The organism is Herbaspirillum seropedicae (assembly GCF_001040945.1).
In the GTDB taxonomy this organism is placed as follows: domain Bacteria; phylum Pseudomonadota; class Gammaproteobacteria; order Burkholderiales; family Burkholderiaceae_D; genus Herbaspirillum; species Herbaspirillum seropedicae.
Genome location: NZ_CP011930.1, coordinates 5,002,503 through 5,015,146, shown reverse-complemented (window position 1 = coordinate 5,015,146; position 12,644 = coordinate 5,002,503). Strand labels below are relative to the sequence as shown.

Annotated in this window: 11 protein-coding genes; 6 read left to right on the top strand and 5 right to left on the bottom strand. The window is 64.5% G+C overall.

Features of this window, described 5'->3' with window-relative positions; all coding sequences use genetic code 11:
* Positions 1 to 80: 80 nt before the first annotated feature.
* From ACP92_RS21870 to ACP92_RS21860, 3 genes are all read left to right on the top strand, one after another.
* Positions 81 to 1,160 carry an ABC transporter substrate-binding protein gene (locus ACP92_RS21870; RefSeq protein ID WP_232284879.1) on the top strand — a complete coding sequence of 360 codons (1,080 nt, stop codon included), beginning with the start codon at positions 81 to 83 and terminating at the stop codon, positions 1,158 to 1,160.
* Complete coding sequence (locus ACP92_RS21865; protein ID WP_013236305.1) at positions 1,157 to 2,251, top strand: FecCD family ABC transporter permease; 1,095 nt, start codon at positions 1,157 to 1,159, stop codon at positions 2,249 to 2,251. The genes ACP92_RS21870 and ACP92_RS21865 overlap by 4 nt, the downstream gene beginning before the upstream one ends.
* 80 nt (positions 2,252 to 2,331) lie before the next feature.
* Positions 2,332 to 3,123, top strand: a complete 792-nt coding sequence (locus ACP92_RS21860; RefSeq protein WP_013236304.1) for an ABC transporter ATP-binding protein — start codon at positions 2,332 to 2,334, stop codon at positions 3,121 to 3,123.
* On the opposite strand, the gene ACP92_RS21855 is transcribed toward ACP92_RS21860, so the two are convergent.
* Entirely contained in the window at positions 3,110 to 4,549 is a 1,440-nt protein-coding gene (locus ACP92_RS21855) for an ATP-binding protein (protein ID WP_013236303.1), read from the bottom strand. The genes ACP92_RS21860 and ACP92_RS21855 overlap by 14 nt on opposite strands.
* Entirely contained in the window at positions 4,546 to 5,268 is a 723-nt protein-coding gene (locus ACP92_RS21850; RefSeq protein WP_013236302.1) for a response regulator, read from the bottom strand. The genes ACP92_RS21855 and ACP92_RS21850 overlap by 4 nt, the downstream gene beginning before the upstream one ends.
* Before the next feature lie 248 nt (positions 5,269 to 5,516).
* Between ACP92_RS21850 and ACP92_RS21845 the strand changes: the two genes are divergently transcribed.
* The 3 genes from ACP92_RS21845 to ACP92_RS21835 are packed head-to-tail and all read left to right on the top strand — an operon-like array spanning position 5,517 to position 9,354.
* Positions 5,517 to 7,913, top strand: a complete 2,397-nt coding sequence (locus ACP92_RS21845) for a TonB-dependent receptor (protein WP_013236301.1) — start codon at positions 5,517 to 5,519, stop codon at positions 7,911 to 7,913.
* 8 nt (positions 7,914 to 7,921) lie between these two features.
* Positions 7,922 to 8,674, top strand: coding sequence for a tetratricopeptide repeat protein (locus ACP92_RS21840; protein ID WP_041312338.1), 753 nt, complete (start codon positions 7,922 to 7,924; stop codon positions 8,672 to 8,674).
* Positions 8,671 to 9,354 carry a Fe2+-dependent dioxygenase gene (locus ACP92_RS21835; protein ID WP_013236299.1) on the top strand — a complete coding sequence of 228 codons (684 nt, stop codon included), beginning with the start codon at positions 8,671 to 8,673 and terminating at the stop codon, positions 9,352 to 9,354. The genes ACP92_RS21840 and ACP92_RS21835 overlap by 4 nt, the downstream gene beginning before the upstream one ends.
* A gap of 174 nt (positions 9,355 to 9,528) precedes the next feature.
* On the opposite strand, the gene ACP92_RS21830 is transcribed toward ACP92_RS21835, so the two are convergent.
* The 3 genes from ACP92_RS21830 to ACP92_RS21820 all read right to left on the bottom strand — a co-directional run bounded on the left by ACP92_RS21830 (position 9,529) and on the right by ACP92_RS21820 (position 12,631).
* Positions 9,529 to 10,668, bottom strand: a complete 1,140-nt coding sequence (locus ACP92_RS21830; protein WP_013236298.1) for an NAD(P)/FAD-dependent oxidoreductase — start codon at positions 10,666 to 10,668, stop codon at positions 9,529 to 9,531.
* 21 nt (positions 10,669 to 10,689) lie between these two features.
* On the bottom strand, positions 10,690 to 11,040 hold the full coding sequence (locus ACP92_RS21825; RefSeq protein ID WP_013236297.1) for a RidA family protein: 351 nt from the start codon (positions 11,038 to 11,040) through the stop codon (positions 10,690 to 10,692).
* A gap of 70 nt (positions 11,041 to 11,110) precedes the next feature.
* Entirely contained in the window at positions 11,111 to 12,631 is a 1,521-nt protein-coding gene (locus ACP92_RS21820) for an amidase (RefSeq protein WP_013236296.1), read from the bottom strand.
* Positions 12,632 to 12,644 lie beyond the last annotated feature (13 nt).

Here is a 12,644-nt window from a genome sequence, read left to right as displayed (position 1 = left end):
TATTGAGGAAATGAGTCGCTTCGAAGAATCTGCGAGGGAGCATTGTGACTTTCAGGCGTTTTGTTTCCGGGCTGGCGATAGTGTCAGCCCTGTTGTTGTGTGCGCATGCCTCGGCCCGCGTGGTGACCGACCTGGCTGGCCGCCAGGTCGAGCTGCCCGATCATCCGCAACGTGTGTTGCTGGGTGAAGGGCGCTTCGTCTTCGCCATGGCCTTGCTAGATCGGGAGAACCCCATCCAGCGCATCATCGGTTGGCAAGGCGAACTGAAGGCCCAGGATCCGTATGCCTGGGGCCAGTTGCTCAAGCGTTTTCCGCAAGCTGGCCAGGTGCCGCTGATCGGCAAGAGTTCCGAGGCCAGCGTCAGTCCCGAGAAGATTGTCTCGCTGCGGCCCGATCTGGCCATCTTCGGCCTGACCGGCCATGGTCCTACCCGCAACACCCCCATGTTGCGGGCGTTGCATGAGGCGGGCATTCCGGTCATCTTCATCGACTTCCGCGACAAGCCTCTGCTGCATACGGTGCCGAGCATGAAGCTGCTGGGCCAGGCACTAGGCCGCGAAAAGGAAGCCGAGCAATACATCGAGTTCTACCAGTCGCATCTGGAACAGGTGCGACAGATCGTAGCGCCGGTCCCGCAGGCTGAGCGTCCGCGCGTCTTCGTCGAGATGCTGGCAGGCGTCTGGCCGGCCTGCTGCCATACCACGGGCAACGGCAGCTATGGCGACATGGTGCAGGCGGCAGGGGGCGTGAACATCGTAGCGGGCCTGGTGCCGGGCGCGCTGGGCGATGTCAGCATGGAGTATCTGCTATCGCATCAGCCGGACATCTATATCGCCACCGGCAGCCGCTCCGAGCCGGGCCGCGACGGGCTGCTCATCGGGCCGGGCGCGACTGCGGCGCTGTCGGCATCGAGCTTGTCGGCATTGCTGGCGCGCCCCGGCATCCGCGAACTGGAGGCCGTGAAATCGCAGCGCGCCTTCGGCATCTGGCATGCCTTCTACAATTCGCCCTATAACGTGTTGGCGGTGGAGGCCCTGGCTAAATGGTTCTATCCCCAGCGCGCTGCGGCCCTCCATCCGGAAGCGACGCAGGCCGAGCTGTATCGGCGCTTCCTGAGCGTGGATGGCCAGGGGACCTACTGGACGGCGCCTGCCAAATGAGCCTCGCCAGTCTCGAGATAGCCAAGGCCGGGCGGGCACAGGCTGACGCCACCCAGGTCGATCCGGTGCGCGCCTACCGGCGTAGCATGCGCCGCCGCCTGCTCTTCACGGTCGCGTTGCTGGTGCTGATCATCGGGGCGGTGGTGCTGGATATCGCGACAGGTCCGGCCGGTATTGCCGTGCAGGACCTGTTGGCCACGCTGTTGCACGCCGATGCTGCGCCGGCCGGACTGCGGGTGGTGGTCTGGGAATTCCGCCTGCCCACTGCGGTGATGGCGTTGCTGGTCGGCATGTGCCTAGGCTTGGGCGGCGGGGAGATGCAGACGGTGCTGGACAATCCGCTGGCCAGCCCCTATACCCTCGGCATTTCAGCCGCAGCAGCTTTCGGAGCCGCGCTGGCGATCACTTTCAACTGGCGTTTCCCGGCGCTGCCTGCCGGCATGACCGTCTCGGCATGCGCCTGCGCCGCCGCACTCGCTTCGGTGCTGGTGCTGGAGCGGGTGGCGCGCTGGCGTGGCGGCTCCACATTGGGTGTGATCCTGTTCGGCATCGCCTTGGTCTATTCCTTTCAGGCGCTGATCATGCTGCTGCAATTCGTAGCCAGCGAAGAGGCCCTGCAGGGGATCGTTTTCTGGACGATGGGGAGCTTGGCGCGCGCCAGCTGGACCACGGTGGCGATCCTGGGGCTGGCGTTTGCGCTGGTGGCGCCCTTCTCGCTGCGCGACGCCTGGAAGCTCACGGCGCTGCGCTTAGGTGAAGAACGTGCCGCCAGCTTCGGCATCGACATGCCGCGCCTGCGCATGCTCAGCCTCTTGCGCATCAGCGTGCTGGCAGCGCTGTCGGTGTCCTTTGTCGGCACCATCGGTTTCGTCGGCCTGGTCGCGCCGCACATCGCGCGCCTGCTGCTGGGTGAGGACCATCGCTACTACCTGCCGGGCAGCGCCATGGCCGGCGGGCTGATCATCTCGTTGGCGTCGGTGGCCTCCAAGACGCTGCTGCCGGGCGTGCTCATTCCGGTGGGCATCGTTACGTCGCTGGTCGGTATCCCGCTGTTTCTCATCATCGTGCTGCGCCGCCTGCGGCGCGAATGAATATCACCCTGAGCGATGGGCTTCATGAAGAATCTGTTGTTTCCCCCGAATGCGCCGTCCAAGAGCGGCCAGCCACAGCCATGAATACCGCATCACTGTGCGTGGCTGGCCTGAAGGTTGCCTACGGCCGCCACAGCGTTATCCAGGGACTGGATCTGCCGGAGTTGACGGCTGGCTCGGTGACCGCCTTGCTGGGCCCCAATGGCAGCGGCAAGTCCACGCTGCTGCGTACGCTCGGCGGGCTCACGCGGGCGCAGGCGGGTAGCGTACGCCTAGGTCCGACCGAACTGGCGCAGGCGGATGCCGCTGCGCGGGCGCAGCACGTGGTCTATATGCCGCAGTCGCTGCCGCGGCCGGTGCATCTTTCCGTGTTTGAATCGGTGCTGGTAGCGGCCCAGGCGCTGCAGCGTACGCGCCCGGATACGCAGGAGCTGGAGCGTGTGCAAGCGCTGCTGCAGCATCTTGGTATTGGCCATCTGGCACAACGTCACCTGGATGAACTATCCGGTGGCCAGCGTCAGCTGGCGGCGCTGGCCCAGGCGCTGGTGCGGCGTCCCCGTGTGCTGTTGCTGGATGAACCGCTCTCTGCCCTGGACCTGAACTACCAGTATCTGGTGATGGATCTGCTGCGGCAGGAAACCCGCCTGCACGGCCTGGTGACGCTGGTGGTGCTGCATGATCTCAATACCGCCTTCCGCCACGTGGACCGCGCCTTGCTGTTGCACCAGGGCCGTTTATTGTGCGCCGGAGCAGCGCGGGAGGTGATCACTCCAGCCACCCTGGCGCAGGCCTATGGGGTCGACGGACGAATCGAGTTCTGTTCACAGGGGTATGGGCAGGTGCAGATCGATGGCTTGCTCAGCGTGGAATAAGAATCTCCACGCGCAGGCCTCCACCTGGTCGATTGACCAGTTTCATCACGCCACGGTGGGCTTGCACTACCGTGGCGGCGATCGACAGGCCCAGGCCGAATCCACCCGTGCCCGCATTGCGTGAACGCTCCAGGCGATAGAAGGGTTCCTGCACCCTTTCCAGCAAGGCTTCCGGGATGCCGGGGCCGTCGTCGTCGACACGGATGCACACCTGATCGGCATCATCCTGTAGTTGTACACGGGCGCGCTGCCCATAGCGCACGGCGTTTTCGACCAGGTTCTGCAGACAGCGTCTCAGACTACGTGGATAGCCTTGCAACGGAGCGGCGTGACCGCTGAGCGTGACCTCCCCGCCGACCTCGGCCTGGTCGGTGCGCAGGCTTTCGAGCAGGCTGTCCAGGTCAATCAATTGCGGGCGCTCCTGGACATCGATGTCTTGCACCACGTTCAGGGTGGCCGAGATCAGGGCATCCATTTCGTCCAGGTCCTTGCGGAATTTTTCCTTGCCCCGTTCGTCGGGCAGCATTTCCGTTCGCAGTTTCATGCGCGTGATCGGTGAGCGCAGGTCGTGCGATACCGCTGCGAGAAAGCGCGTGCGTTCGGCAATATTGTCGATGATGCGGCGTTGCATGGCATTGAAGGCTTGGGCGGCGGTGCTTACTTCCAGCGGGCCGTCAGTGGCCAGCGGCGCGCTGCGGATGTTGCCGCCCAGCTTCTCGGCCGCCTCGGCCATCACCTGCAAGGGTTTCATGGCAAGCCGCACGGCCATCCACGCGATCAACACCACGGCAAAGATGCGCAGGGCATAGATGCGCATGAAGTAATCGAACGCGGCGCTATGCGGGGCGGTGCTCATGCCAGCCTGGCCTTCCTCGATGTCGGCTTGCAGCCAGCTCCCGTCCTTGAGCGTCACCAGTACGCGAAAACGGCCATGGGGGAATTCATCTCGCAGCAGCGTCCACCAGGAACTCTCAGCGTTGGCATGCTGGTCGTCCAGCCCCAACTGAAGCATCTTCCACGGGCGCGGCCCGGCATGCTGTTGCAGCACTGTGCCAAACAGATCGACTACACCCTGGTCGGCGTGGGTTGTTGGCGATGACGCTGGAGCCAGCCCAGGCACAGCCAGGTCGGCGCGGTCGACCACGTCCGGCAGGGATAGCACGAACTGCGCCCGCGTCAATGAGTGCGCCAGTGCCTGGCGCTGGGTCGCCGGAGCATCATCGAGAATCAGCACGGCATCGGCCAGGTGCGCCGCTGCCAGTCGGGTCGGCATTTCCATGGCGGTGCCATAGCGCATGTCGTACCAGATGGTGCCGGTCAGCATCTGCGCTGCCAGCATTCCCGCCACCAGGATCAGGGCCAGCCGGCCTGACAGGGTTTGCGGCCAGGGCCGCCAGGCGCGGGGGCGGCGTGTGGCATGGTTCATGTGTCGTAGAGCACGTCGGCCATCAGCATATAGCCGGTGTTGCGTACCGTGCGGATCAGCGCAGGCTCGCGCGGATTGTCCCCGAGCTGCTGGCGCAGCCGGCTGATGCACACATCGATGGAGCGATCAAAGGGCATGGCTTCCTTGCCGTACACCGTGTTGAGCAGGAAGTCGCGCGACAGCGCCCGCCGGGGATGTTCCAGCAGGGCGCGCAGGACCTGGTAATCGGAGCCGCCCAGGGTGATGGTCACGCCGGACGGCGAAATGGCCTGGCGCGCCTGGGTATCCAGTTTCCATCCGGCAAAGTGGATGTGGGACACCCGATCGGCCTCCAGCTTTTCGGGGAAGCTGCGCGCGCGGCGCAGGATCACCTTGATACGCGCCAGCAGTTCGCGCGGGTCGAAGGGCTTGGGCAGGTAGTCATCCGCGCCCACTTCCAGACCGACGATGCGGTCGATCAGGGTGCCGCGCGCAGTGAGCATGACCAGCGGCGTATTGCGCTTCTTGCGCAGCTCGCGGCACAGCTCCAGGCCGTCTTCGCCGGGCATCATGAGATCGAGGATGATGATGTCAATGCGTTCGCTGCCCAGGATGCGCCACATCTCCTGTCCGCCGGCGGCGGTGAAGGGGCGGTAGCTGGCGGCCTCAAGGTAATCGGCCAGCAGATGGCGGATGTCGGGATCGTCGTCGACGATCAACACGTGATCTTGTTTTCCCATGAGCATGAGTTCTTGCATGTTGCCATTTTCCCGGTCCGTCTCCCGGCAACCGGCACGTATTTGTAATGCCAGGCAACGTAAGTGCGCGCCATTACATTGCATTACATTTGCTTCGGCTTTCAACACATTGGCGCTGCGTTGCCCGATATATATTCTTTATACAAATGAGAATCATTATAACTTGAGCTGCCTTCGCGCCGTGATCGTCACTGCGTGCGGCGGCTTTTCCTATCGGGGAATACTGAAACATGAAGCAAGGCAGTCAGCATGAAACGCGCGCGCGTCACGGTGCGCTGGATATCGAAACGCTGTTTTCCATTTACGGCAAGCTCTCCGCCGCGGTCGGCCTGAGCTTTGGCGCATTGGCTTCGGCCGCGCCGGCGCAGGCCGAAGACATGGCAGTAGCGCCGCCTGAAGACAAATCGGGACTCAAGGAAGTGGTCGTGACCGCACCGCGCGAAGCGCCCGAATACAAGGCGCAGGCAGTATCCTCGCCCAAGTTCACCCAACCGCTGCTGGACCTGCCGCAAAGCATCACGGTAGTGCCCAAGGAAGTGCTGACTCAGCAGAACGCGCAGAATCTCCAGGACATCCTGAAGAATGTACCGGGCATCACCTTCACCTCCGGCGAGGGCAACCTGGGTTGGGGCGACATGTTCACCATCCGGGGTTTTTCCTCGGAGCAGAGCCTGACGGTAGACGGTGTGCGCGATGCCGGCATGTCCAGTCGCAATGACACCTTCAATCTGGAGCAGGTGGAAGTGTTCAAGGGAACCGGTTCGATCGAGTCCGGTGTCTCGGCCATTGGCGGCTCGGTCAACCTGGTCAGCAAGGAAGCGCGCCTGGATGACTTCTATAACACTTCCTTTGGCGTGGGCAGCGCCGGCTACACGCGCTTCACAGCTGATCTTAACCACCAGCTCGACGCCACCAGCGCGCTGCGCCTCAATCTGATGAAGCAGCAGAACCACGTTGCCGAGCGCGACGTGGTGAAGTACGACCGCCAGGGCATCGCCGCCTCGCTGGGACTCGGATTGGGGACGCGCACGCGGATATTCTTCGACGTCTTTCATCAGGATGACGACAACATCCCCGACACCGGTTTGCCGATACAGCGCGGCACTGGCGGCAGCGTGATGCCTTACGTCAGCCGCAATGCCTGGTACGGTTCTACTACCTACACACAGCAGACCACGACCGATGCGCTGACGGCGCGAGTGGAGCATGACTTCAGCGATGCCGTGAAGATCCGCAACCAGACGCGCTGGGAACGCGCGGACAATCTATCGGTCCTGTCGCCGGCGCGCTTCAATGCAGCCAATTCCGCCGGCGCATCGTTGGGCACTTCGCTCGGCTATGCGGGCAGCGGTTCGCTCACCGCGGCCAGCGGCATCCTGTCCTACAGCGACTTCACCAATACCGCCAACCGCTACGGCGTCTTGCGCGGCAATGACTTTGGTACATCCAAGCGCTACACCATCCTCGACAACCAGAGCGACCTCTCCTTGAAGTTCGATACCGGCGCGATCCGGCACGAGCTGTCCACCGGTGTGGATCTGTATCGGGAAACTTATGGCGACCTGCCGCGCACGGTGGCAACACCCAGTGGCGCGTTAGGGTTCGACATGAGCAATCCGACCGTTTCCTCCGCATCGGTGGCCACCTTGAAAGGTGGTGCAGGCCTGGAGTCGCGCGTGACCAATGCGGGACTGTACGTGGCCGACACCATGAAGTTTTCCCCGCAGTGGCAATTCCTCACGGCGCTGCGGTATGACCGTTGGAAGGCGGTCACCTCGACCCGGGGCGCGACCACCGCCAGCAGCAGCGCCGGCGCGTTGAGCGGGCGGCTGGGACTGGTGTACAAGCCCCTGGAGAACGCCAGCCTGTACCTCACCTATGCGCGCGCGGCACAGCCCTCCGCTCTGGGGGCGACGACCAATAACGCCATCTACGGCAGCGCCAGTGCTTCGGCCTATTCACCGGCCGTGGCCAAGACGCGTGAGCTGGGCGGCAAGTGGGATGTCCTGAACAAGCGCCTGGCGTTGACCGGCGCGGTGTTCCGCACCGAGGTGACCGACTCGTGGGAATACGGCGATGACGAGACCTCCCCCGTGCGCGCCTTGCCGGCCAAGCGGGTCGATGGCGTCGAGCTGGGAGTGCAGGGTAACCTGACCGATGCATGGTCGGTCTTTGGCGGCCTCACGCGCCTGAAGAGCAAGCAGACCAAGGGCGCCAATGCCGGCAGCGAAGCCAAGAACGTGCCTGACTGGACGCTCAACCTGTGGACTTCCTACGAAGCCAAGCCAGGCCTGTTCTTCAGCTACGGTGCGCAGTACGTCGGCAAGCGCCGCTACAGCGACAACAAGTATGTCGGCGGCCTGAACAACTCCAGCAGTACCGTGTCCGGCCCCTCCGGAACCCGTCCGGTGTATGTGCTCGACCAGGAGAAGGCCCCCGCCTACTGGCTGCATAGCCTGGCCGCACGCTGGCGTGTGGACCGCCGTCTGGCGCTCAATTTCAATGTCGATAACCTGTTCAACAAGTTCTACTGGTCGCGTATCGGCTCTTCGCTGGACGGCTTCCAGCTCTACGGCGTGCCGGGGGCGGGGCGCACCTATACCCTCAGCGCTGACATCAGCTTCTGATGCTGGCCATGTCGCACACCGTCAGCGTGCGCCAGCTGGCGCAGGTGGAGCCCGCTCGGCTGGCCGCCATCGTGGCCGCGCACTCACCCGAGGCGATCGCCTGGTTGCGGGCGGCGGCCTCGCAAAGCGTGCCGCGCGCCCAGGCTATCCTGGGCCAACGTCTGCTCTTCGGCGAGGGCTGCGCGGCCGATGCCGGCGAGGCCGTGCACTGGCTGGAACTGGCCGCCCAGGCCGACGACCTGCATGCCATCAATCTCATGGGGCGCTGTTGCGAGCATGGATGGGGCCGGCAGCGCGACACGACGATGGCGGTGTATTGGTATCGGTTGGCAGCCTCGCGGGGGCTGGACTGGGGCATGTACAACCTGGCCAACTTGATGATGAGCGGCGCTGGCGTCGACGTGGATCGTGCTACTGCGCTGTCCTGGTACCGGCGCGCAGCGGACATGGGTCACGCCAAGTCCATCAATGTGCTGGGCCGCTTCTTCGAGGAAGGCTGGGAAGTCGCGACGGATCTCGAACGAGCCTTCGCTCTCTACCGCCAGGCAGCGCTGGGCGGCGATTTTCGCGGCCAGTTCAATTACTCCCGGCTGCTATTGGCGCGGGGTCAGCGGGCGCTTGCACTGGAGTGGTTGCGGCGCATTCCCGATACCGCGACGCCGGCGTTCCGCCACAACGTACGAGCTTGGCTGCAACGCTCCAGTGACGTCACCTTGCGTGCGTTGGCCGATGAGACTGTCTGGCAGGAGGCTGGCCAATGATGCTGCATCTGAAACAGGTATTGAGCACCGATGAAGTGACCCGCGCGCGGGCGTTGCTGGAACAGGCGCAATGGATAGACGGACGCGTCACCTCGGGCAGCCTGCCAGATACACTCAAGCAGAACCGCCAGTTGCCCGAGCAGTCGGCCAGCGCTGTCCCCTTGCAGCAGATGGTGCTGGCGGCCCTGCGGCGCAATACCTTGTTTTTCTCGGCGGCCTTGCCGCGCCAGATCGTCACGCCCATGTTCAATCGCTATGGTGCGGGCGGCGATCACCTGGGCGACCATGTGGACGTGGCCATGCGCTTCATGCCCGACGGGCGCCGGGTGAGAACCGACGTGTCCTGCACCTTGTTCTTGAGCGAGCCGGAAGAATACGAGGGCGGGGAGTTGGTGGTCGCTGACCACTGGGAAGATCGCCACATCAAGCTGCCGGCTGGCGACATGCTGCTCTACCCGGCCACCACCATCCACCGCGTCGAACCGGTGCGTACCGGGATACGCTATGCCAGCTTCTTCTGGACCGAAAGCATGGTCAGGGAAGGGGAGCGCCGACAACTGCTGTTTGATATGGACTGCCAGCTCATGTCCTTGCGCAGCCGCCTGGCGGCTGATGATGCCGCCGTGGTGGGCCTGTCCGCCACCTATCATAATCTGCTGCGGATGTGGACGTGTGGATGAGTATCGCCCCGCTGGTTTTTCCATGCGTCGGCCGCTACGTGGAGAGGTCCGTGTGCAGATCTGCGCGCCGATCCTTTCCTCAACGGGTTCGGGCGCCAGTCGCTCCCCGAGGCGGCCGGTGCGATTGAGGCCACGTGCTCAAGAGTCAATTTGTCGCCGACCGCGTCGAGCAGGTCAACTGACGTCTGTGCGTCCCGGGCTCAACGCCCCAGCCTCCACCCCAAACCGCGCAATATGCGCCGGCACCGGTTCGCCGCGCACCAGCGCCGCATACGTCTCACCAGCGGCAGGCGCAGACTGGATGCCATAACCACCCTGGCCGGCGGCCCAGAAGAATCCCGGCAATTCGCGGTCATACCCGCCCACGAAACTCCCGTCGGCCACGAAGGAACGCAAGCCCGCCCAGACATGCGCCGGGCGGCGGATCTCCAGTGTGGTGGCGTTCTGGATGTGGTCGATGGCAATGGCGATGTCCAGTTCCTCCGCCTGCACATCCTGCGGCGGCACCGGATCGGCGTTGGCCGGCGACCCCAGCAGCAACCCGGCGTCGGGCTTGATGTAGAAGGACTCATCGACCGGCATGAACATCGGCCAGTGCTCGCTGCCAGCCGGTGCTGCAAACGTGAACGCCGAGCGGCGCTTGGGTTGCAGCCCGATCGGTGCCGCGCCCGCCAAGCGGCCGATCTCGTCGGCCCACGCACCGGCGGCGTTGACGATCACGCCGCCCAGCAATTCGCCCTGGCTGGTGTGTACCCGCCAGGTCTGGCTGTCCTCGTCGCGTGTGATGGCTTGCACTTCTGCATGGCACAGCACGCGTGCGCCAGCCGCACGTGCGCCGCGCAGGAAACCCTGATGCAGGGCATGCACGTCGATATCGCTGGCATCCTCTTCGTAGACCGCGCCGATCAGGTCTTCATCGCGCAGCACTGGCACCATCGCGCGGGTCTGCTGTGCATCCAGGCGCTGCACCTTGTCCGAGACCGAGCGCACCAGGGCTTCATGCTCATCCAGTTGCGCGCGCTGCGCCGAGTTGGCAAAGAACAGCGCCCCGCGCGGGGTGAGCAGCGGATGTTCGGCGAAACCCTCGGGGGGATGATCGAAGAAGGCGCGGCTGGCGCAGGTCAGCGCCCGCACCTGCGGCGGACCATAGCTCTCCATGTAGAGCGCGGCCGAGCGGCCGGTGCTGTGATAGCCCGGCTGCGATTCGCGCTCCACCAGCAGCACGCTGCCATGCCGGGCCAGCCAGTAGGCGATGGAGGCGCCGGCAATGCCAGCGCCGATGATGAGGTAGTCGACGCGCGCCTGGTCACTCATGTGCTAGCTCCCGATGTTGACTTAGACGGCCGCCACGACGGCCACTTCCACATCCAGCCCCGGCAGCATCAGCAGCGCCTGGACGCAGGCGCGGGTGGGTGCATGGCCGGCGGGCAGCCAGGCTTCCCACACTGCATTGAAGGCAGCGAAGTGCTCGGGACTCGAGAGCCAGACATTGGCCGACACGATCCGCTCACGCCCGATGCCCTGGGCCTGCAGCTGTGCGTCGATCTTGGCCAGCACCTCGGCGGCCTGCTGGGCAATGGGCGCGCCGGCATGGTCCGGCACCTGGCCGGAAACAAAGGCAAAACCATTGGCGATGACCAGCTGGCTCATGCGGGCATTGGTGTTGAAACGTTCGATCTTGTTCATCGTGAGCGGCAAGGATTCTTGAGGTTAAACAATATAAATAATATGGATAATATAAAGCGACGCAGTGCGGTCAGACGGCTGGTCCGCCCGACTGCTCCGTCCCCTGGCCCTGCAATAGCGGCGGATCGGTGACGATGGAAGTGAGCGGGGCATGTACCGTCTTGAGTTTGGTCAGGTCGGGTCTTGGCCGGCGCAGCGTCTCGTTGCCGGCAAAGGCCTGTTCCAGCGCGGCGGCGCAGGCCAGCACGCGGGCGTCGCCACGGAATGGTCCGGTGACTTGCAGACCGAACGGCATGCCGCGATGATCGCGTCCGCAGGGCAGCGAAATGGCCGGATTGGTCGCCAGCGTGACCACGTAGGTCAGGGCCAGCCAGCGATAGTAGTTCTCCAGCGCCACGCCATTGACTTCCTTCAGGTACAGCTCGCTCCAGGGGAAGGGCGACACCGGTGTGGTGGGCGAGAGGATCAGGTCGTAGCGTTCGTAGAGTTGCTGGAAGCGGCGGAAGATGCGGGTCTGTTCACTCTGCGCCCAGGCGCAGTCGAGCAGGCTCATGGCCGCGCCCATCTCATAGTTGGCGCGCGTGTTCGGTCCCAGCGAAGCGGGATCGCGGCGGTAGGCGGCATCGAAGCCGGCCACGAAGGCTTCGGCGCGGATGACATCGAAGGCGCGGTGGGCTTCGCCCATGTCGACGTCGACCGGCTCGCACAGCTTCACGTAAGGGGCGATGGCGGCCATCTTGTCGCGGAACACCTGGCGGATGCCGTTATCGACGTCGCAGACACCGAAATCCTCCGTGTAACCGATACGTAACTGCGACAGATCCACCTGCGGCAGGCTGGCGAACTCGCTGTCACTGACCGCATAGCCCAGCGGGTCGCTGGCATGCAGACCCAGGGTGGCGCGCAATTGCAGCACGGTGTCGGCCACGTCGCGTCCCATCGGGCCGACCACTGAAATCGGTGTCCAGCCCAGCAGCTTGCGCTCGCTGGGCACCAGCCCCGGGGAAGGGCGGAAACCCACCACGCCGCACTTGGCGGCGGGGATGCGTAAGGAGCCGCCGGTATCGGAACCCGAACACAGCGGCAACAGATCGGTCGCCAGGGCCGCCGCCGAGCCGCCCGAGGAGCCGCCGGCATTGAGCAGCGGATTGAAGGGATTGCCGGTCGCGCCCCAGACGGCGTTGCGGCTGTTGGCCCCGGCGCCCATCTCCGGCACATTGGTCTTGCCGGCGACGATGGCGCCGGCGGCGCGCAGCCGCGCCACCAGGGCGTTATCCCGGGCCGGGATATTGCCGCGATAGAGCGGCGAGCCATAGGTGGTGAGCAGGCCTTCGGTTTCTTCCAGGTCCTTGATGCCGATGGGCAGGCCGTGCAGCAGGCCCAGCGGCTTGCCATCGATGACGGCCTGCTCGGCTGCGCGCGCCTCGCCGCGCGCGCGCTCGAAGCAGGTGGCGGTCACGGCGTTGATGTGGGGGTTGATGTCTTCGATGCGGGCGATGCAGGCCTCCAGCAGTTCGACCGGTGACAGTTGTTTGCTGCCGATCAGCTGCCGCAGTTCGACTGCGCTTTTTTCAACGAGCTTGTCTTGCATGGATGGTCCTTGT